Here is a 20,384-nt window from a genome sequence, read left to right as displayed (position 1 = left end):
CATGTGGAGAGGAGCCCTGACCCAGGGTGAGCACCAAGCCGACCATCACAGACCTCGAGTGGACCGAACTGGACCAGCGGGCCGTGGACACCGCCCGCGTCCTGGCCGCCGATGCCGTACAGAAGGTCGGCAACGGCCACCCTGGTACGGCGATGAGCCTGGCGCCCGCCGCGTACACCCTCTTCCAGAAGGTGATGCGGCACGACCCCTCGGACGCCGACTGGGTCGGGCGGGACCGTTTCGTCCTGTCCGCCGGCCATTCGTCCCTGACCCTCTACACCCAGCTGTACCTGGCCGGTTTCGGTCTGGAGCTGGACGATCTCAAGGCGTTCCGCACCTGGGGTTCGAAGACGCCGGGTCACCCCGAGTACGGGCACACCACCGGCGTGGAGACGACGACCGGGCCGCTGGGCCAGGGGGTCGCCAACGCGGTCGGCATGGCGATGGCCGCCCGCTACGAGCGCGGTCTGTTCGACCCCGAGGCCGCAGCCGGCACGTCCCCGTTCGACCACTTCGTGTACTGCGTCGCCGGCGACGGCTGCCTGCAGGAAGGCATCTCCGCCGAGGCGTCCTCGATGGCCGGTCACCAGAAGCTCGGCAACCTGATCCTGCTGTGGGACGACAACCACATCTCGATCGAGGGCGACACCGGGACGGCCGTCTCCGAGGACACCGTCAGGCGGTACGAGGCCTACGGCTGGCACGTGCAGCGTGTCGCTCCGAAGCCGGACGGCGACCTGGACCCGAGCGCGCTCTACGACGCGATCGCCGGGGCGAAGAAGGTCACCGACCGGCCGTCGTTCATCGCGATGCGCTCGATCATCGCCTGGCCGGCGCCGAACGCGCAGAACACCGAGGCCGCGCACGGCTCGGCGCTCGGCGACGACGAGGTGGCCGCCACCAAGCGGGTGCTGGGCTTCGACCCGGAGCAGACCTTCGAGGTGAGCGACGAGGTCATCGGCCACACCCGCGGGGCGCTGGAGCGCGGCAGGCAGGCGCGGGCCGAGTGGGAGAAGTCGTTCCGGGAGTGGCGGAGCAACAACGCGGAGCGCGCGGCCGAGTTCGACCGGGTCGCGGCCGGTGAGCTGCCCAAGGGCTGGGAGGACAAGCTCCCGGTCTTCGAGCCGGGCAAGGCGGTCGCCACGCGCGCCGCGTCCGGCAAGGTGCTCCAGGCGCTCGGCGCGGTCGTCCCGGAGCTGTGGGGCGGCTCGGCCGACCTGGCGGGCTCCAACAACACGACGATCGACAAGACGTCGTCGTTCCTCCCGGCGGACAACCCGCTGCCCGAGGCGAACCCGTACGGCCGCACGATCCACTTCGGCATCCGTGAGCACTCCATGGCCGCGGAGATGAACGGCATCGCGCTGCACGGCAACACCCGGATCTACGGCGGCACCTTCCTGGTGTTCTCCGACTACATGCGCAACGCGGTGCGGCTGTCCGCCCTGATGCACCTGCCGGTGACCTATGTGTGGACGCACGACTCCATCGGTCTGGGCGAGGACGGCCCGACCCACCAGCCCGTCGAGCACCTGGCCTCGCTGCGCGCCATCCCCGGTCTGAACGTCGTGCGCCCCGCGGACGCCAACGAGACCGCGATCGCCTGGCGGGAGATCCTCAAGCGCTGGACGAAGGAGTTCGGCAAGGGCGCCCCGCACGGTCTGGCCCTCACCCGCCAGGGTGTGCCGACCTACGAGCCGAACGAGGACGCCGCGCGCGGTGGCTACGTGCTGTTCGAGGCCGAGGGCGGCGCTCCGCAGGTCGTTCTGATCGCCACCGGTTCCGAGGTGCATGTCGCCGTCGGGGCACGCGAGCGGCTGCAGGCCGCCGGTGTGCCGACGCGCGTGGTGTCCATGCCGTCGGTGGAGTGGTTCGAGGAGCAGGACCAGGGGTACCGGGACAGCGTCCTGCCGCCGGCCGTGAAGGCCCGCGTCGCCGTCGAGGCCGGCATCGGTCTCACCTGGCACAAGTACGTGGGGGACGCCGGGCGCATCGTGTCCCTGGAGCACTTCGGCGCGTCCGCCGACGGCAAGGTGCTGTTCGAGGAGTACGGCTTCACCGCCGGGAACGTGGCTGCCGCCGCCCGGGAATCGCTGACCGCCGCCCAGCGCTGACGCTCACATACGACACGAGACGTAGGAGATGGAATTTCCATGACAGACGCACTCAAGCGCCTTTCCGACGAAGGCGTCGCGATCTGGCTGGACGACCTGTCGCGCAAGCGGATCACGTCCGGCAACCTCGCCGAGCTGATCGACCAGCAGCACGTCGTGGGCGTCACCACCAACCCGTCGATCTTCCAGAAGGCGATCTCCGAGGGCGACGGCTACGATCAGCAGCTCGCCGACCTCGCCGCCCGCAGGGTCACGGTCGAAGAGGCCATCCGGATGATCACGACGGCGGACGTCCGCGACGCCGCCGACATCCTGCGCCCGGTCTTCGACGCCACCGGCGGCCAGGACGGCCGGGTCTCCATCGAGGTCGACCCGCGGCTCGCGCACAATACGCGCTCCACCGTGGCCGAGGCCAAGCAGCTGGCCTGGCTGGTGGACCGGCCCAACGCCCTGATCAAGATCCCGGCGACCGAGGCCGGCATCCCGGCGATCGCCGAGACCATCGGCCTGGGCATCAGCGTCAACGTCACGCTGATCTTCTCGCTGGAACGCTACCGCAAGGTCATGGACGCGTTCCTGACCGGCCTGGAGAAGGCCAAGGAGCGCGGCCTGGACCTGTCGAAGATCCACTCGGTGGCGTCGTTCTTCGTGTCCCGGGTGGACACCGAGATCGACAAGCGCATCGACGCACTCGGCACCGACGCCGCCAAGGCGCTGCGCGGAAAGGCCGCCGTCGCCAACGCGCGCCTGGCCTACCAGGCGTACGAGGAGGTCTTCGCCACCGACCGCTGGAGCGCGCTGGAGCGCGAGGGCGCCAACAAGCAGCGTCCGCTGTGGGCCTCCACCGGGGTGAAGGACAAGGCGTACAAGACCACGATGTACGTCGACGAGCTGGTGGCGCCGAACACGGTGAACACCATGCCGGAGGCCACGCTGGAGGCCACCGAGGAGTCGGGCGAGATCACCGGCAACACCATCGCCGGCACCTACGCGCAGGCCCGCGCCGACCTCGACGCCGTGGAGAAGCTCGGCATCGCGTACGACGACGTCGTACAGCTGCTGGAGGACGAGGGCATCCAGAAGTTCGAGGCGTCCTGGACCGACCTGCTGAAGTCGACCGAGGCGGAGCTCGCGCGCCTCGCCCCCTCGGAGGGCTGACACCTTGTCGAGCAGCAATCCGCTGCGTGACCCAGCAGACCGACGGCTCCCGCGTATCGCGGGGCCGTCGGGCCTGGTCATCTTCGGGGTCACGGGCGACCTGTCGCGCAAGAAGCTGATGCCGGCGGTGTACGACCTCGCCAACCGGGGTCTGCTGCCGCCGGGCTTCTCGCTGGTCGGTTTCGCCCGCCGCGAGTGGGCGCACGAGGACTTCGCGCAGGAGGTCCACGACGCGGTCAAGGAGCATGCCCGCACTCCCTTCCGCGAGGAGGTCTGGCAGCAGCTCATCCAGGGCATGCGGTTCGTCCAGGGCACCTTCGACGACGACGACTCCTTCGAACGGCTGCGCGGCACGATCGAGGAGCTGGACAAGGCCCAGGGCACGGGCGGGAACTTCGCGTTCTACCTGTCGGTGCCGCCGCGTTCCTTCCCGGTGGTCATCCAGCAGCTGAAGAAGCACGGGCTGGCCGACCAGTCGAGCGGTTCCTGGCGGCGCGCGGTGATCGAGAAGCCGTTCGGCCACGACCTGAGGTCGGCCGAGGAGCTCAACGCGATCGTGCACGAGGTGTTCGCCCCGGACCAGGTCTTCCGGATCGACCACTACCTGGGCAAGGAGACCGTCCAGAACATCCTGGCCCTGCGCTTCGCGAACACGATGTTCGAGCCGATCTGGAACCGGTCCTTCGTCGACCACGTGCAGATCACCATGGCCGAGGACATCGGCATCGGCGGCCGGGCCGGCTACTACGACGGCATCGGCGCCGCCCGCGACGTCATCCAGAACCACCTGCTCCAGCTCATGGCGCTCACCGCCATGGAGGAGCCGGCGTCCTTCGACGCGGACGCGCTGGCCGCGGAGAAGACCAAGGTGCTCGGCGCCGTGCGGCTGCCGAAGGACCTGGGCCGGGACACCGTGCGCGGGCAGTACGCGGCGGGCTGGCAGGGCGGCGCGAAGGCGGTCGGGTACCTGGAGGAGGAGGGCATCGACGCCTCCTCGAACACCGACACGTACGCGGCGATCAAGCTGGGCGTGGACAACCGCCGCTGGGCGGGCGTCCCCTTCTACCTGCGCACCGGCAAGCGGCTGGGCCGCCGGGTCACCGAGATCGCGGTCGTGTTCCAGCGGGCACCGCACTCGCCGTTCGACACGACGGCCACCGAGGAGCTCGGGTCGAACGCCATCGTGATCCGCGTCCAGCCGGACGAGGGTGTCACGGTGCGGTTCGGCTCGAAGGTTCCCGGTACGTCGATGGAGATCCGCGACGTGTCGATGGACTTCGCCTACGGCGAGTCGTTCACGGAGTCCAGCCCGGAGGCGTACGAGCGGCTCATCCTCGACGTGCTGCTCGGCGACTCCAACCTCTTCCCGCGCACCGAGGAGGTCGAGCTGTCCTGGAAGATCCTCGACCCGATCGAGGAGTACTGGGACAACCACGGCAGGCCGGCCCAGTATCCGGCCGGCACCTGGGGGCCCGTCGAGGCGGACCACATGCTCGAGCGAGACGGACGGAGCTGGCGCCGGCCATGAAGACAGCCCTCACGGACACCACGGCCAGCAAGATCAACAAATCGCTGGTGCAGGCCCGCCGGGCCATCGGCACCCCGGCCGTCGGCATGGTGCTCACCCTGGTCATCGTCACCGACGAGGAGAACGCCTACGACGCCCTGAAGTCCGCCGGGGACGCCTCGCGCGAACACCCCTCGCGCACCCTGGTCGTCATCAAGCGCGTCTCCCGCCCGCACCGCGGCCGTACGCAGTCCCGGCTGGACGCCGAGGTGCTGGTCGGCGCCGACGCGGGCACCGGCGAGACGGTCGTACTACGGCTGTACGGCGAGGTCGCCGACCACGCCCAGTCCGTCGTGCTGCCGCTGCTGCTGCCGGACGCCCCGGTGGTGGTCTGGTGGCCGGTCGACGCACCGCTGGACCCGGCCGGCGATCCGCTGGGCGCGCTGGGCCAGCGCCGGGTGACCGACACCTACGCCTGCGAGCAGCCGGTGCGGGAGCTCGCCGCCCGTGCCGACTCCTACACCCCGGGCGACACCGACCTGTCCTGGACGCGGATCACGCCCTGGCGTTCGATGCTGGCGGCGGCCCTGGACCAGGTGGCCTGCGAGGTGCAGGGCGTCGAGGTGGAGGGCGAGGAGTCCAACCCGAGCTGCGAGCTGCTGGCGATGTGGCTCGCGGACCGGCTGGACGTCCCCGTGAAACGTTCGCTGTCCGCCGGTCCCGGACTCACGGCGGTCCGTCTGACGACCGACTGCGGCCCGATCGTGCTGGACCGGGCCGACGGTTCGCTGGCGACGCTGTCGATCCAGGGTCAGCCGGGGCGTGCGGTGGCGCTCAAGCGCCGGGCCACGTCGGAGCTGATCGCGGAGGAGCTGCGCCGGCTGGACCCGGACGACACGTACGCGTCGGCGTTGCGGTACGGGGTCGAGCGGCTGAGGAACCCGGCGCACCGGCCGGCGGCGGATCCGGGGGCGCCGAAGGCGCCGTCGGGCGAACGGCTGACGGCGGTGTCGCGCGGGCTCACCGAGGCGTCCAGCACCCTCGACGATGTGTCGCGGGAACTGGACGAGGCGTCCGGTGACTCCGGGAAGCAGTCGGCGGGTGAGTCGCCGGCCAAAGGAGCAGGAGCGCCGGGAGCGGGGAGCGCCGCTCCCGGCGAAGCGGCTGCGGAAGGTTCCCGGGCCGCCGCGGCGGCGGCGCAGGCACCGGTGAAGGGGGCGGCGGCGACATGAGTACGGCACCGCAGCTCGTCGTGCACCGCGACAAGGAGCTGATGGCACAGGCCGCGGCGGCCCGGCTGATCACCCGGGTCGTGGACGTCCAGGCCTCACGGGGCTCGGCGTCCGTGGTCCTGACCGGCGGCCGCAACGGCAACGGCCTGCTGGCCGCGCTCGCGGCGGCGCCCGCCCGGGACGCGGTCGACTGGGGCCGGATCGACCTGTGGTGGGGCGACGAGCGGTTCCTGCCGGACGGCGCCCCGGAGCGCAACGTCACCCAGGCACGCGAGGCGCTGCTCGACGCGGTGCCGCTGGACCCGGAGCGCGTGCACGCCATGCCCGCGTCCGACGGACCGTACGGCACCGACGTGGACGCGGCGGCGGCCGCGTACGCGGAGGAGCTGGCCCGTGCCGCGGGACCGGCGAACCACGGAGGGGTGCCGGAGTTCGACGTGCTGATGCTGGGCGTCGGCCCGGACACGCACGTGGCGTCCCTCTTCCCGGAGCTGCCCGCGGTCCGGGAGACGGAGCGCGCGGCGGTCGGCGTCCACGGCGCGCCCAAGCCGCCGCCGACCAGGGTGACGCTCACCCTGCCGGCGATCCGTACGGCACGCGAGGTGTGGCTGCTGGCGGCCGGCGAGGACAAGGCGAAGGCCGCGGCGATCGCCCTGTCGGGCGCGGGCGAGATCCAGGCCCCGGCGGCAGGCGCGTACGGCCGGTCCCGCACCCTGTGGCTCCTGGACGCGGCAGCGGCCTCGCAGCTGCCCCGGTCGCTCTATCCGCCGGCGTCGGCCTGACCGTCCCGTCCGGGGGCACCTCCCTGCACGAAGAGCCTGGGGAGTTCGAGGAGGAGGCCCCTACCGGGCCGAGAGCTGCGCATCGTCGGCCGCAGCATCGAGCCGGAGAACGCCGGACGGGGCATCTCCACCTCGCTCGACACCCTCCGCGGCAACGACCCCGGGCTGGGGCCCGCCCTCTACCAGCTCCGGCTGGAGCCCGGCGCCGACCCCGCGGCCCGTCGCCGAACGGCTGGCCGGGGTGGGAGACGGCCGGCTGGACGTGCATGCGGTGACCACAACCCCGCCGAGGGGCTGTCCGCGTTGCGCGCGGTCGTCGTCGGGCTGATCGCCGTACTCGCCCTGATCGGACTGATCCGGTCGATCGGACTGATCGGGCTGCTCAGCGCGATCGGCGGCACGGTGCGCGAGGGCGAAGGGGACCTGCTCGCGCTCAAGGCGATTGGCCTCTCGCCGCGACAGATCACCGGAATCACGGGCACGGCCGCCTTTTGCACGGCACTGGCCGCCGTGCTCGTCGCCATGGGGCTGCCGCCGGCGCACTGGCTGATCGACGCCCAGGGGCGGTCCAGCGGCATCGGCGCCGGGATGCCCGGGATCCCTCCCCCGCGCTCCTGGCGCTGCTCGGCACCGCCGCCGTGCTGGGCACCGCCGTCCCGGCCGCCCGCGCGGCCCGGCGCCGCCTCGCGGGCACCCTGAGCGCGGTCGCGTGACGGTCTGCCGGCCCCGGGGGCTGCGGCAGGCAGGTGTGGGTGCGCGGAGGGTTCCTCCGGCGGGTCAGCGCGCGTACGGGTTCTGCGGGGCGGAGGCTCCGTGCGGACGGCCGGGCGTGCCCGGGGCGTACGGGGACTGCGGATAGACGTAGGGGTTCCCCTGCACCGGGATGTGCGGCTGCCCCGGACCGTGCGCCGGGGCGTGGCGGGAAGCGGAGGCCGGGTGCGATGCCGGGGCCGGGGTCTGCGGGACGGGCCCGGGGAGCGGCCCCCGGGTCTCCGGGTGATCCGCCAGCCGGATCCCGTAGCGCCGCTTGAGCCGTCGCAGTTCCAGCAGCGCGATCCCGGTGACGGTCACCGGGGCGGCCAGGATGAAGACGACGCCCAGGCCGAGACCGAGTCCTTTCAGATCACCGGTGATCAGGTCCGGCAGGGACATCAGCCAGCAGGTGACGACGGCGAGCAGGGCCGGCAGCGAGCGGTGCACGGCGCCCGTGCCGAAGAAGTTCCCGGAGACCCGCAGCGCCGCGGCGAAGACGAAGACGAAGAGCCACAGCATCACCAGGCAGAGGACCAGAAACAGCCCCAGGTCCTCCCTCCCGAGCCCGAGCATCGCCCATCCCAGCAGCACCGGGGCGGCGAAGGCGCAGACGAAGAGCAGCAGCAGCTTGAGCGCGTCGAACAGCGGTACCCGCAGCTGCCGTACGGTGCCGGTGCGCCGCCACACCAGGAGCATCACGCCGACCGTCAGCGGGGTGAGGAAGAGGAGAACCAGGGCCGCGGTCAGGGTGTTCGTCAGCAGCTCGGTGAAGTCGAACCCGCCGGCGAGGAAGGTGTACACGCCGAGAGTGGCGGCCAGTCCGGCGATGGTCCGTATGCGCTTGAGCCGTTCGACGGACGGATCGGGCGAGTCGGGTACCCACGCGGGGTGGAACAGCGCCCGCGCCAGCTGATGGGGTTTCAGGATTGTCGCGACCTTGAGCGTTCCGCCTGTCCAACTCCCGCGCGCACGAACCAACTTGAGCGCCCCCGAACGTCTGCCGTGATGGTGGTCGTCATGATCGACGGGGGATTCTACGGGAAGCGGACGACAGTGCGCCGTCCGCTTCCCGCTCCGCTCTCAGCTCCGGCCGCGCAGTTCCCGGTAGGTGGCGACCAGGGCCCGGCTGGAGGCGTCCAGGCCGGGCACGTCAGCGCCCTCGGCGAGCGCGGGCTCGACGCGCTTGGCCAGCACCTTGCCGAGCTCCACGCCCCACTGGTCGAAGGAGTCGATGTTCCAGACCGCGCCCTGCACGAACACCTTGTGCTCGTAGAGGGCGACGAGCTGGCCGAGGACGGACGGCGTCAGCTCGCGCGCGAGGATCGTGGTCGTGGGGTGGTCGCCCTTGAACGTCTTGTGCGGTACCAGTTCCTCGGGCACGCCCTCGCCGCGCACCTCGTCCGGCGTCTTGCCGAAGGCCAGGGCCTGTGTCTGGGCGAAGAAGTTGGCCATCAACAGGTCGTGCTGCGCCTTCAGTTCGTCGCTCAGCTCGGCGACCGGCTCGGCGAAGCCGATGAAGTCCGCCGGGATCAGTTTCGTTCCCTGGTGGATCAGCTGGTAGTAGGCGTGCTGCCCGTTGGTGCCCGGCGTGCCCCAGACGACGGGGCCGGTCTGCCACCGGACCTCGCGCCCGTCCCGGCCGACGTACTTGCCGTTGGACTCCATGTCGAGTTGCTGGAGGTAGGCGGTGAACTTCGACAGGTAGTGCGAGTACGGCAGCACCGCGTGCGACTGGGCGCCCAGGAAGTTGCCGTACCAGACGCCCAGCAGCCCCAGCAGCAGCGGCACGTTGGACTCGGCGGGGGCGGTGCGGAAGTGGTCGTCGACGAGGTGGAACCCGTCGAGCATCTCCCGGAAGCGGTCCGGTCCGATGGCGATCATCAGCGACAGGCCGATCGCCGAGTCGTACGAGTAGCGTCCGCCGACCCAGTCCCAGAACTCGAACATGTTCGCCGTGTCGATGCCGAAGTCGGCGACCTTCTCCGCGTTCGTCGACAGGGCGACGAAGTGCCTGGCGACGGCGCTCTCGTCACCGAGCGCGTTGAGCAGCCAGGTCCGCGCGGAGGTGGCGTTGGTGACCGTCTCGATGGTGGTGAAGGTCTTGGACGCGATGACGAACAGCGTCTCGGCCGGGTCCAGGTCGCGGGTGGCCTCGTGCAGGTCGGAGCCGTCCACGTTGGACACGAAGCGGACCGTGAGGTCGCGGTCGGTGAAGGCGCGCAGCGCCTCGTACGCCATCGCGGGGCCCAGGTCGGAGCCCCCGATGCCGATGTTGACCACGGTGCGGATGCGCTTGCCGGTGTGGCCGGTCCACTCGCCGGAACGCACCCGGCCGGCGAAGCCGGCCATCTTGTCGAGAACGGCGTGCACGCCGGGGACGACGTTCTCACCGTCGACCTCGACCACCGCGTCGCGCGGCGCCCTGAGGGCGGTGTGCAGGACGGCCCGGTCCTCGGTGGTATTGATCCGCTCGCCGCGGAACATGGCGTCGCGCAACCCGAACACATCGGTGGCTGCGGCCAGTTCGCGCAGCAACCGCAGGGTGTCGTCGGTGACGAGGTGCTTGGAGTAGTCGATGTACAGGTCACCGACCCGGAGGGTGTACGCGGTGCCCCGGTCCGGGTGGGCGGCGAACACCTCGCGCAACCGCAGGTCCCCGAGCTCCTCGCGGTGCTTGGTCAGTGCGGTCCACTCGGGAGTCTGGTCGAGCCTGGTACGGCCGTCTGCGTTCATCTCGGACTTCAGCCTTCTTCCTTGCTGCCTGTGCTGCGTATCCGCCCCGCTGCCGGTTTCCAACCTAATTGATCAGAGGTGGACGTCACCTGTCGTGACGCCGTCGTGGGACGCAACAACAGATACGGCTGTCCGGCCCCGGGGTGTCGGTACGGCGAGGGGCAGGACGTCGGGCGGGGCCACGGGCGGGAAAAAGGAGCAGGGGCGCGGCAAGGAGCCGACGGTGAACAGCCGGGCATGAGCACGGCACAGGTACACCGCAGCACTGGTGTCGAACCGAACCGCTAGATCTCGCCCCGCAGTTTGGCGAGCGCCTCGGCGAGAATCGCCTCGCCGTCCGCGTCGCTGCGCCGCTCCCGCACATAGGCGAGGTGCGTCTTGTAGGGCTCGGTGCGCGGCGGGTCCGGGGGGTTCTCCCGGTCCTGGCCCGCCGGAAAGCCGCAGCGGGGGCAGTCCCACGTGTCGGGGACCTGCGCGTCGCTCGCGAAGCTCGGCTGGGTCTCGTGCCCGTTGGAGCACCAGAAGGAGATGCGCAGCCGCGGCGCTGACTCACCGCGCTCGGCCTCGCCCATCGGCCCCGCCCCGACCCGGCTTCCCCGGATCGCGTTGCCACTTGCCACGGTTGTAACTCCCTGCGTGATGGTGCGGCGAAGCGAGTCGGCGTTCCGCTTCGCTGCGAGCGCCTCAGTCTACGTAAGGCCCAACGCGCGTCCAGTGATTGGAGTTACCGCTCCCCTGTCCAGACGCAAGCCCCATGATAGGCCGCGCTGTGCCGCGCGTACCGGACATGGGACCTTACGCGGGGAATGCGTACCCGATGCGGGCGTATTGTCCGCCAGGGTCTTTCGCCCGGGTCAGCTCGTCTTCATCATGATGCCGAGCGCGACGATGCACACGGCCCAGAGCAGACCGACCACGACGGTGATCCGGTCGAGGTTGCGCTCGGCGACCGAGGAGCCGCCGACGGAGGACTGCATGCCTCCACCGAACATGTCGGAGAGGCCGCCGCCCTTTCCCTTGTGCATCAGCACCAGCAGCATCAGCAGCAGGCTGAAGACGATCAGGGCGATCGAGAACCCCAAAACCACGGCTGGACCAACTTCCTCGGATTCGGATGGACGACGCGGGGTCCAGCACAGGACTGGACCCCGCAAGGGTACGACGGATCTCGGCTAGAGCCTACTCACCGGTCGCGAAAGCGGATGATCTTGACGAACTCGTCCGCGTCCAGTGAGGCACCACCGACCAGGGCGCCGTCGATGTCGGTCTGGGCCATGATCTCGGCGACGTTGCCCGACTTGACCGAGCCGCCGTACTGGATGCGGACCCGGTCGGCGACGTCCTGCGCGTACAGCTCGGCGAGCTTGCCGCGGATGGCACCGCAGACCTCCTGGGCGTCCCCGGCGCCGCAGACCTTGCCGGTACCGATGGCCCACACGGGCTCGTAGGCGATCACGACGGACTCGGCCTGCTCGGCGGTCAGGTCCTTCAGACCGCCCTCGACCTGGGCGAGGGTGTGGGCGACGTGGCTGCCGGCCTCGCGGACGGACAGTTCCTCGCCGACGCACAGGATCGGCGTGATGCCGTGCTTGTACGCGGCCTTCACCTTGGCGTTCACGAGTTCGTCGGTCTCGCCGTGGTACTGCCGGCGCTCGGAGTGCCCGACCGTCACGTACGTGCACTTCAACTTGGCCAGCATCGGGCCGGAGATCTCGCCGGTGTAGGCCCCGCCGTCATGCGCCGAGATGTCCTGGGCGCCGTACCTGATCTTCAGCTTGTCGCCGTCGACCAGGGTCTGCACGGAGCGCAGGTCGGTGAAGGGCGGCAGGACGGCGGCCTCGACGTCCTCGTAGTCCTTGTCGGCGAGTGCGAAGGCGAGCTTCTGGACGTGGGCGATGGCCTCGAGGTGGTTGAGGTTCATCTTCCAGTTGCCCGCCATCAGCGGGGTGCGGCCTTTTTCAGCAGCGGTCATTGAGGGTCAGTCCTCCAGTGCGGCGAGGCCGGGGAGCGTCTTGCCCTCGAGGTATTCGAGGGAGGCGCCGCCGCCGGTCGAGATGTGGCCGAATGCCTTTTCGTCGAAGCCCAGGATGCGGACGGCCGCGGCGGAGTCGCCGCCGCCGACCACGGTGTAGCCCGGGGAGTCGAGGAGGGCCTGGGCAACCGCTTTGGTGCCCTCGGCGTAGTCGGGGTGCTCGAAGACGCCCATGGGGCCGTTCCAGAAGACGGTGGCCGCGTCGGCGAGCTTCGAGGCGTAGAGCGTGCAGGTCTCGGGGCCGATGTCCAGACCCATCCGGCCGGCCGGCATGGCGTCCGCGGCGACGGCGACGGGGTGGGCCGGCGCCTTGGTCTTCAGGTCCGGGAACGCCTCGGCGACCAGGGTGTCGACCGGCAGCAGCAGTTCGACGCCGTTCTTCTCGGCGCGCTCCAGGTACTCGGTGACGACGGACAGCTGGTCCTCCTGGACCAGCGACGTGCCGATCTCGTACCCCTTGGCCTTGAGGAAGGTGTACGCCATGCCGCCGCCGATGAGGATGCGGTCGGCCCTGCCGAGCAGTTCGTCGATGACGGCGAGCTTGTCGGAGACCTTGGCGCCGCCGAGGGCGACGACGTAGGGCCGCTGGACGTCGTCCGTGAGCTTCTTCAGGACACCGACCTCGGTGGCGATGAGGTAGCCCGCGGCGTGCGGCAGGCGGTCCGGGAGGTCGTACACGGACGCGTGCTTCCGGTGCACCGCGCCGAAGCCGTCGCCCACGTAGAGGTCGGCCAGGCCGGCCAGGCGGTCGGCGAAGGCGCCGCGCTCGGCGTCGTCCTTGGCGGTCTCTCCGGCGTTGAAGCGCAGGTTCTCGAGGACGGCGACCTGTCCGTCGGCGAGGCCGGCGACGGTGGCGGTGGCGGACTCACCGACGGTGTCCGTCGCGAACGCCACCTCGGCGCTGAGAAGTTCACCCAGGCGGGCGGCGGCCGGGGCGAGCGAGAAGGCGGGGTCCGGGGCGCCCTTGGGGCGGCCCAGGTGCGAGGCGACGACGACACGGCCGCCCGCCTCGGCGAGCGCCTTGACGGTGGGCAGCACCGCGCGGATGCGGCCGTCGTCGGTGATGGTGGTGCCGTCCAGCGGCACGTTGAGGTCGGCGCGGACGAAGACCCGCTTGCCCGCGACCCCTTCGGAGAGGAGTTCGTCGATCGTCTTCATGAAGGGACTCCTGGAGAAGAGCTTGTGTTCGCTCGTGATCGCTCGTGATCGGAAGCGGTCGACCGCTCCGATACGCGCGTCAGGGCTCGGACAGCGCGTTGGCGCGCCGGCCGAGCCCTGCACTCATGTCAGGCGGTCTGCCCCACGATCAGAGCTGGTTGCCGATGAAGACCGTGAGGTCCACGAGGCGGTTGGAGTAGCCCCACTCATTGTCGTACCAGCCGATGATCTTCACGCTCTTGCCGTCCTGGACCATGGTCAGGGACGAGTCGAACGTGCAGGACGCCGGGGCGTTGACGATGTCGGAGGAGACGATCGGGTCCTCCGTGTACTCGAGGAGACCCTTGAGCTCGCCCTCGGCGGCCTTCTGGAAGGCGGCGTTGACCTCCTCCTTGGTGACCTCGCGGCCGAGCTCGACGACCAGGTCGGTGACCGAGCCCGTCGGGACCGGGACGCGCATCGCGATGCCGTCCAGCTTGCCCTCGAGCTGCGGGAGCACCAGGGCGGTGGCCTTCGCCGCACCGGTCGTCGTCGGGATGATGTTCTCGGCGGCGGCACGGGCGCGGCGCAGGTCCTTGTGCGGGAAGTCCAGGATGCGCTGGTCGTTCGTGTACGCGTGCACCGTCGTCATCAGGCCCTTGACGATGCCGAAGTTCTCGTCGAGCACCTTCGCCATCGGCGCCACACAGTTGGTGGTGCAGGAGGCGTTGGAGATGACGTGGTGGTTCGCCGGGTCGTACTGGTCCTGGTTGACGCCCAGCACGATGGTGACGTCCTCATCCTTGGCCGGAGCCGAGATGATGACCTTCTTGGCGCCACCGGTGATGTGCTTCTCGGCGTCGGCCTTCTTCGTGAAGATGCCGGTCGACTCGATCACGATGTCGACGCCCAGCTCGCCCCACGGGATGTCCGCGGGGTCGCGCTCCGAGAGCACCTTGACCGTCTTGTCGCCGACGGTGATCGTGTCGGAGGTGTGGGTCACCTCCTGCTTGAGGCGGCCCAGAATGGTGTCGTACTTCAGCAGGTGGGCAGTGGTCGCGGTGTCACCCAGGTCATTGACCGCCACGATCTCGATGTCTGCGCCCTGCTCGAGCAATGCGCGGAAGTAGTTCCGGCCGATGCGGCCAAACCCGTTGATGCCTACGCGGATCGTCACGAACCGATCTCCTCGTTGGTGCGCCGGCTCAAGTCGCCGGCGAGCTGTATTGGGATGTCCCCGACCACCCCCGACCCTACCTCTCCGGCCCCATGCCCGTGACATCGAGTCGGGCCGTTCCCGGCAGGCCGCCCCTTACCCGCCGGTAGGGTACGGACCGCCCAGGCCGGGGGACCTGCCGCGGCTCCGTCACGAAGGGCGGCTCGGCCTGAGCCGGAGGCCACACACCCCCTGTCCCGCTGCCGAGTTGAACCGCCGGACAGCCCTTGGCCGACTAGCCCCATCCTCCGCAGGTCACCCATTCGGGAAGATCAACTGATCACAGCTGGTCAGCCACCGATCAGCGCAGCGGTCCGCGGTGCAGAACCCGCCGAAGCACGATCGCTTCAGGACCGTGATCAAGCTCGGAGGCTGTACAAAAGAGTGACCCGCGGAGGACGGAACTAGCCGACGAGGTTGTCCGCGAGTTCCTCGCCGATGTTGGCCTCCGTGCCGGGGATGCCGAGGTCGGTGGCGCGCTTGTCGGCCATCGCGAGCAGCCGGCGGATCCGGCCGGCCACGGCGTCCTTGGTCAGCGGCGGGTCGGCGAGCGCGCCCAGTTCCTCCAGCGAGGCCTGCTTGTGCTCCATGCGCAGCCGCCCGGCCGCGGCGAGGTGCTCGGGGACGTCGTCGGCGAGGATCTCCAGGGCGCGCTGCACCCGGGCGCCGGCGGCGACGGCCGCGCGGGCCGAGCGGCGCAGGTTGGCGTCGTCGAAGTTGGCCAGCCGGTTCGCCGTGGCGCGCACCTCGCGGCGCATCCGGCGCTCCTCCCAGGCCAGCACCGAGTCGTGCGCGCCCAGCCGGGTGAGCAGCGCACCGATGGCGTCGCCGTCACGGACGACGACCCGGTCCACGCCGCGCACCTCGCGGGCCTTGGCGGCGATGGACAGGCGTCGGGCGGCACCGACCAGGGCCAGCGCGGCCTCCGGACCGGGGCAGGTCACCTCCAGTGAGGAGGAGCGGCCCGGCTCGGTGAGGGAGCCGTGCGACAGGAAGGCCCCGCGCCAGGCCGCCTCGGCGTCGCAGGTGGCCCCCGAGACCACCTGCGGGGGCAGCCCGCGGATCGGACGGCCCCGGCCGTCCACCAGGCCGGTCTGGCGGGCCAGCTGATCGCCGCCCGCGACCACCCGGACGACGTAGCGCGAGCCGCGGCGCAGCCCGCCCGGTGCCATCACGATCAGTTCGGAGCCGTGACCGAAGATCTCCAGGATGTCCCGCTTGAGGCGGCGGGCGGCCATCGCCGTGTCCAGCTCCGCCTCGATCACGATGCGCCCGCTCACCAGGTGGAGGCCGCCGGCGAACCGCAGAACGGCGGAGACCTCCGCCTTTCTGCAGCAGGTCCGGGTGACGGGGAGCCGGGAAACCTCGTCCTTCACCGCTGCCGTCATCGCCATGGGCCGATCCTTCCATGCATCCGAAAAATACGGTCGTACGCGGCGGCCAACAGCTCCGGGTCGTGCCGGGGGCTTCCGTCGGGCCGGGCCACCGGCGCCAGCTCGACCGCGGCGCCGAGCCGCTTGGCGGCATCGGTCAGCAAGTCGCGGTCGGGCACGGCGGCCTCGTCGGCCAGCACCACGTCCAGGGCGAGTTTAGGGGCGTGTCGTCCCAAAACCTCCACATGACGCTGCGGGGAGAAGCCCTCGGTTTCTCCGGGCTGCGGAGCGAGGTTCAGGGAGAGCACCCGGCGCGCCTTGGTGCGGATGAGCGCGTCCAGCAGTTCCGGCACCAGGAGGTGCGGGATGACCGACGAGAACCAGGAGCCGGGGCCGAGCACCACCCAGTCGGCGTCGAGGACCGCCTCTACCGCCTCGGGGACGGCGGGCGGATCGTTCGGCGCGAGGTGCACGGACTGCACCTCGCCGGGGGTGAGGGCGACGGCCACCTGGCCGCGGACGGTGTCCACGGCCTCGGGGCGCTCGGGGGCATGGCCCTTCACCAGCGCCTGGAGCTCCAGTGGTACGGCCGACATCGGCAGCACCCGCCCGTGCGCGCCGAGCAGCCGGCCCACCAGGTCCAGGGCCTGGACGTGGTCGCCGAGCTGCTCCCACAGGGCGACGATCAGCAGATTGCCGACCGCGTGCTCGTGCAGCTCGCCCTTGGACTGGAAGCGGTGCTGGATGACCCGGGCCCAGGTCTGGCCCCAGTCGTCGTCGCCGCACAGCGCGGCCAGCGCCTTGCGCAGGTCGCCGGGCGGCAGCACACCCAGTTCGTCGCGCAGCCGCCCGCTGGAGCCGCCGTCGTCGGCCACGGTGACGACGGCGGTGAGATCGCCGGTGATCCGGCGCAGCGCGGCGAGCGAGGCGGACAGTCCCATGCCGCCGCCGAGGGCGACCACCTTGGGCTGGGCGCCGCGGCGCCGCGGCTTGGCGCCGCGGGCCCCGGCCTGCCGTCCGGCAGCGCGCCCTTCGGGCATCACCCGGCGCAGCCGGTTCAGCCGCGGAGTACGTGCGGTCATTCCCGTCCCATGTCCCGGTGAACGACCACCGTCTCCACACCCTCCGCGGCGAGTCGGTCGGCGAGCTTCTCCGACATGGCGACCGAGCGGTGTTTGCCCCCGGTGCAGCCGACGGCGATGGTCACATAGCGCTTGCCCTCGTGGCGGTAACCCGCGGCGATCAGCCGCAGCAGCTCGGCGTACCGGTCGAGGAACTCCTTGGCGCCGGGCTGGTTGAGGACGTACGCCGCCACCTCCTCGTTGCGGCCGGTGAAGGCACGCAGTTCCGGAACCCAGTGCGGGTTGGGCAGGAACCGCATGTCCACGACCAGGTCGGCGTCGACCGGGAGGCCGTACTTGAAGCCGAAGGACATCACGGTTGCCCGCAGCTCGGGCTCCTCGTCGCCGGCGAACCGGGCGTCCATCTTGGCGCGCAGTTCGTGCACGTTGAGGCTGGAGGTGTCGATCACCAGGTCGGCGTCGCCGCGCAGTTCGCGCAGCAGTTCGCGCTCGGCGGTGATGCCGTCGACGATGCGGCCGTCGCCCTGGAGGGGGTGCGGTCGGCGTACCGACTCGAAGCGGCGCACCAGGGCTTCCTCGGAGGACTCCAGGAAGACGGTCCGCCGGGTGACGCCCCGGTTGTCGAGGTCGGCGAGGGATTCGCGGAGGTTGTCGAAGAAGCGCCGGCCGCGGACGTCGACGACGACCGCGATCCGGGCCACGTTGCCCTGGGAGCGGGCGCCGAGTTCCACCATGGTGGGGATCAGCGCGGGCGGGAGGTTGTCGACGACGAACCAGCCCAGGTCCTCCAGACACTTCGCGGCCGTGGAGCGGCCGGCCCCGGACATGCCGGAGATGATCACGAGCTCGGGGATCGCCATCTCGGGGGCCCCGGCCGCTTCCTTGCCCGTACTCACCTGTGCTCCGTCACCTGTTCCGTCGCCGTCGCCCTGCCGTGTCCCGGGGCCTGGGTCCTTGGTCCGGCCCCGGCCGGTGTCCCGGCCCGCACCCGCGTCCTGGCCCGTTTCCTTGCGTGTCTCGTACTCGGTCATGTCTCCAGCCCCCGTCGGTCGTCCGGGGCGCCCGTGGACACGGGCTCCCCGGGAGAACCCCCGGACTCCCCGGGTTCTTCCACGTCGTCCATGCCATCCATCTCAACCATGTCATCCATGATCTCGCCCGTCGCCGTGTTCACGGCGGGACCGGAAGGGACCGCCCCGGCGAGGGCTGCGGTGATCGCCTCGGCCGTCTTGCGGCCCACGCCGGGCACGTCGCACATCTGTTCGATGGTCGCCGCGCGCAGCTTCTTCACCGAGCCGAAGTGCTTGATCAGCGCCTGCTTGCGGCTCTCTCCGAGGCCGGGCACATCGTCCAGCGGACCGGACCGGAAGCGTTTGGCCCGCTTGACGCGCTGATAACTGATGGCGAAACGGTGGGCCTCGTCCCGGACGCGCTGGAGCAGGTAGAGGCCCTCACTGGTGCGGGGCAGCACCACCGGGTCGCCGTCGTCCGGCAGCCACACCTCCTCCAGCCGCTTGGCGAGGCCGCACACGGCGATGTCGTCGATGCCGAGCCCGTCCAGGGCCCGGCGGGCCGCCGCGACCTGGGGGGCGCCGCCGTCGACGACGATCAGCTGGGGCGGGTACGCGAAGCGCTTGGGGCGGCCGTCGTCCTCCGTGAGCGTGTTCGCGGCCGGTACGGCGGAACCACCGGCGTTCGCGGCGGTGCCGGCGGTGCCGTCCACGGGCCGGCCGCCATCGGGCTCCGCGCCGTCGCTCCACTCGCCGGTCCGCTCCCTGTCGGCGAGATAGCGCCGGAACCGGCGGGTGATCACCTCGTGCATGGACCGGACGTCGTCCTGGCCGGCGAAGCTCTTGATCTGGAAGCGGCGGTACTCGCTCTTGCGGGCCAGCCCGTCCTCGAAGACGACCATGGAGGCCACGACGTCGTCGCCCTGGAGGTGCGAGACGTCGTAGCACTCGATCCGCAGCGGGGCGCTGTCCAGGCCCAGGGCGTCGGCGATCTCCTCCAGCGCGCGCGAGCGCGTGGTCAGGTCGGAGGCGCGCTTGGTCTTGTGCAGGACGAGGGCCTGCTGGGCGTTGCGCTCCACGGTCTCCATCAGGGCCCGCTTGTCCCCGCGCTGCGGGACCCGCAGGGAGACCCCCGAGCCCCGCCGCCCGGTGAGCCACTGCTGGACGGGCTCCACCGGGTCGGGCAGCGCGGGGACCAGGACCTCCCTCGGGACGGCGTCGCCGGTCTCCTCGCCGTACAGCTGCTGCAGGGCGTGCTCCACCAGGGCACCGGTGGTGATCTCCTCCACCTTGTCGGTGACCCAGCCGCGCTGGCCGCGTACACGTCCGCCACGCACGTGGAAGATCTGGACGGCCGCCTCCAGCTCGTCCTCGGCAACCGCGACCAGGTCGGCGTCGGTGGCGTCGGCGAGCACCACCGCGCTCTTCTCCATGGCCTTCTTCAGGGCCCCGATGTCGTCGCGCAGACGGGCGGCCCGCTCGTACTCCATCTCCTCGGCCGCCTCGGTCATCCGCTGCTCCAGGCGGCGCACGTAGGTGCCGGTGCGGCCGGCCATGAAGTCGCAGAACTCCTCGGCGAGTTCACGGTGTTCCTCGGCGGAGACGCGGTCCACGCAGGGCGCGGAACACTTGTCGATGTAGCCGAGCAGGCAGGGGCGGCCGGTACGGGCGGCGTTCTTGAAGACACCGGCCGAGCAGGTACGCACCGGGAACACCCGCAGCAGCAGGTCCACGGTGTCGCGGATCGCCCACGCGTGCCCGTACGGGCCGAAGTACCGGACGCCCTTCTTCTTGTGACCGCGCATCACCTGCACGCGCGGGAATTCCTCGCTCATCGTCACCGCGAGGTAGGGGTAGCTCTTGTCGTCGCGGTACTTGACGTTGAACCGGGGGTCGTACTCCTTGATCCAGGAATACTCCAGCTGGAGCGCCTCGACCTCCGTGGACACCACCGTCCACTCCACGGAGGCCGCCGTGGTGACCATGGTGCGGGTACGGGGATGGAGCCCGGCGAGGTCCTGGAAGTAGCTCGCCAGGCGCTGGCGCAGGCTCTTCGCCTTTCCGACGTAGATCACCCGGCGGTGCTCGTCGCGAAAACGGTAGACCCCCGGCGAGTCGGGGATCTCGCCCGGTTTGGGGCGGTAGCTGGAGGGGTCGGCCATGTCTCACACCCTACTGGCGGGGACCGACACGGCGGCGGGGCCGTGCGGCCACGGGTCGGGCACCGCTCCGGAGAAGGGTTACGACCGGTGGGA

At 70.8% G+C, this 20,384-nt stretch carries 16 protein-coding genes and 1 pseudogene; 6 read left to right on the top strand and 11 right to left on the bottom strand.

Annotated elements, in window-relative coordinates:
• Window positions 1-26: 26 nt before the first annotated feature.
• The 6 genes and pseudogenes from tkt to HUV60_RS26165 form a co-directional block, all read left to right on the top strand.
• A complete protein-coding gene (gene tkt, locus HUV60_RS26190; protein WP_257849661.1) occupies window positions 27-2,114 on the top strand; it encodes a transketolase in 2,088 nt (695 codons plus the stop codon).
• Window positions 2,115-2,153: 39 nt separating this feature from the next.
• Window positions 2,154-3,272, top strand: coding sequence for a transaldolase (gene tal / locus HUV60_RS26185; protein WP_257849660.1), 1,119 nt, complete (start codon window positions 2,154-2,156; stop codon window positions 3,270-3,272).
• Between the two features lie 4 nt (window positions 3,273-3,276).
• Window positions 3,277-4,800 (top strand): glucose-6-phosphate dehydrogenase, encoded by a 1,524-nt coding sequence (gene zwf, locus HUV60_RS26180; RefSeq protein ID WP_257849659.1) that lies wholly within the window; start codon window positions 3,277-3,279, stop codon window positions 4,798-4,800.
• On the top strand, window positions 4,797-6,011 hold the full coding sequence (gene opcA / locus HUV60_RS26175) for a glucose-6-phosphate dehydrogenase assembly protein OpcA (protein ID WP_257849658.1): 1,215 nt from the start codon (window positions 4,797-4,799) through the stop codon (window positions 6,009-6,011). The genes zwf and opcA overlap by 4 nt, the downstream gene beginning before the upstream one ends.
• The gene (pgl, locus tag HUV60_RS26170) at window positions 6,008-6,793 is read left to right on the top strand and encodes a 6-phosphogluconolactonase (RefSeq protein WP_257849657.1); all 786 of its coding nucleotides are present in this window, start codon (window positions 6,008-6,010) and stop codon (window positions 6,791-6,793) included. The genes opcA and pgl overlap by 4 nt, the downstream gene beginning before the upstream one ends.
• Window positions 6,794-6,868: 75 nt before the next feature.
• Window positions 6,869-7,506 (top strand): annotated as a pseudogene (locus HUV60_RS26165) (ABC transporter permease); the annotation flags it as partial.
• Between the two features lie 64 nt (window positions 7,507-7,570).
• On the opposite strand, the gene HUV60_RS26160 reads toward HUV60_RS26165, so the two are convergent.
• From HUV60_RS26160 to uvrC, 11 genes are all read right to left on the bottom strand, one after another.
• Window positions 7,571-8,524 (bottom strand): hypothetical protein, encoded by a 954-nt coding sequence (locus HUV60_RS26160; protein WP_257849656.1) that lies wholly within the window; start codon window positions 8,522-8,524, stop codon window positions 7,571-7,573.
• Between the two features lie 102 nt (window positions 8,525-8,626).
• On the bottom strand, window positions 8,627-10,279 hold the full coding sequence (gene pgi, locus HUV60_RS26155; RefSeq protein WP_257849655.1) for a glucose-6-phosphate isomerase: 1,653 nt from the start codon (window positions 10,277-10,279) through the stop codon (window positions 8,627-8,629).
• A 284-nt stretch (window positions 10,280-10,563) separates the two neighbouring features.
• Complete coding sequence (locus HUV60_RS26150; RefSeq protein ID WP_078649359.1) at window positions 10,564-10,899, bottom strand: RNA polymerase-binding protein RbpA; 336 nt, start codon at window positions 10,897-10,899, stop codon at window positions 10,564-10,566.
• Between the two features lie 234 nt (window positions 10,900-11,133).
• Window positions 11,134-11,367: a preprotein translocase subunit SecG gene (secG, locus tag HUV60_RS26145; RefSeq protein WP_257849654.1), complete on the bottom strand. Its 234-nt coding sequence runs from the start codon at window positions 11,365-11,367 to the stop codon at window positions 11,134-11,136.
• A 95-nt stretch (window positions 11,368-11,462) separates the two neighbouring features.
• Window positions 11,463-12,251 carry a triose-phosphate isomerase gene (gene tpiA / locus HUV60_RS26140; protein ID WP_257849653.1) on the bottom strand — a complete coding sequence of 263 codons (789 nt, stop codon included), beginning with the start codon at window positions 12,249-12,251 and terminating at the stop codon, window positions 11,463-11,465.
• Window positions 12,252-12,257: 6 nt separating this feature from the next.
• Window positions 12,258-13,469, bottom strand: coding sequence for a phosphoglycerate kinase (locus HUV60_RS26135; protein ID WP_257849652.1), 1,212 nt, complete (start codon window positions 13,467-13,469; stop codon window positions 12,258-12,260).
• A gap of 148 nt (window positions 13,470-13,617) precedes the next feature.
• Window positions 13,618-14,625: a type I glyceraldehyde-3-phosphate dehydrogenase gene (gene gap, locus HUV60_RS26130; protein ID WP_042166212.1), complete on the bottom strand. Its 1,008-nt coding sequence runs from the start codon at window positions 14,623-14,625 to the stop codon at window positions 13,618-13,620.
• A 443-nt stretch (window positions 14,626-15,068) separates the two neighbouring features.
• The gene (gene whiA / locus HUV60_RS26125; protein WP_257849651.1) at window positions 15,069-16,058 is read right to left on the bottom strand and encodes a DNA-binding protein WhiA; all 990 of its coding nucleotides are present in this window, start codon (window positions 16,056-16,058) and stop codon (window positions 15,069-15,071) included.
• On the bottom strand, window positions 16,049-17,119 hold the full coding sequence (locus HUV60_RS26120) for a gluconeogenesis factor YvcK family protein (protein ID WP_257849650.1): 1,071 nt from the start codon (window positions 17,117-17,119) through the stop codon (window positions 16,049-16,051). Before HUV60_RS26120 ends, whiA begins: the two co-directional genes overlap by 10 nt.
• Window positions 17,116-18,150: an RNase adapter RapZ gene (rapZ, locus tag HUV60_RS26115; protein ID WP_257849649.1), complete on the bottom strand. Its 1,035-nt coding sequence runs from the start codon at window positions 18,148-18,150 to the stop codon at window positions 17,116-17,118. The genes HUV60_RS26120 and rapZ overlap by 4 nt, the downstream gene beginning before the upstream one ends.
• Window positions 18,147-20,291, bottom strand: a complete 2,145-nt coding sequence (gene uvrC, locus HUV60_RS26110) for an excinuclease ABC subunit UvrC (protein WP_257849648.1) — start codon at window positions 20,289-20,291, stop codon at window positions 18,147-18,149. Before uvrC ends, rapZ begins: the two co-directional genes overlap by 4 nt.
• Window positions 20,292-20,384: the final 93 nt, after the last annotated feature.

Origin of the sequence: Streptomyces sp. KMM 9044, assembly GCF_024701375.2 — a bacterium.
Taxonomy (GTDB): Bacteria; Actinomycetota; Actinomycetes; order Streptomycetales; family Streptomycetaceae; genus Streptomyces.
This window is presented reverse-complemented; position numbering and strand designations above follow the sequence as displayed.

Bases quoted from the DNA above. Each gene is read 5' to 3' on its own strand.
- tal (WP_257849660.1), top strand. From the start codon at position 2,154: ATGACAGACGCACTCAAGCGCCTTTCCGACGAAGGCGTCGCGATCTGG.
- opcA (WP_257849658.1), top strand. From the start codon at position 4,797: ATGAAGACAGCCCTCACGGACACCACGGCCAGCAAGATCAACAAATCG.
- pgl (WP_257849657.1), top strand. From the start codon at position 6,008: ATGAGTACGGCACCGCAGCTCGTCGTGCACCGCGACAAGGAGCTGATG.
- pgi (WP_257849655.1), bottom strand. From the start codon at position 10,279: ATGAACGCAGACGGCCGTACCAGGCTCGACCAGACTCCCGAGTGGACC.
- tpiA (WP_257849653.1), bottom strand. From the start codon at position 12,251: ATGACCGCTGCTGAAAAAGGCCGCACCCCGCTGATGGCGGGCAACTGG.
- HUV60_RS26135 (WP_257849652.1), bottom strand. From the start codon at position 13,469: ATGAAGACGATCGACGAACTCCTCTCCGAAGGGGTCGCGGGCAAGCGG.
- whiA (WP_257849651.1), bottom strand. From the start codon at position 16,058: ATGGCGATGACGGCAGCGGTGAAGGACGAGGTTTCCCGGCTCCCCGTC.
- HUV60_RS26120 (WP_257849650.1), bottom strand. From the start codon at position 17,119: ATGACCGCACGTACTCCGCGGCTGAACCGGCTGCGCCGGGTGATGCCC.
- rapZ (WP_257849649.1), bottom strand. From the start codon at position 18,150: ATGACCGAGTACGAGACACGCAAGGAAACGGGCCAGGACGCGGGTGCG.
- uvrC (WP_257849648.1), bottom strand. From the start codon at position 20,291: ATGGCCGACCCCTCCAGCTACCGCCCCAAACCGGGCGAGATCCCCGAC.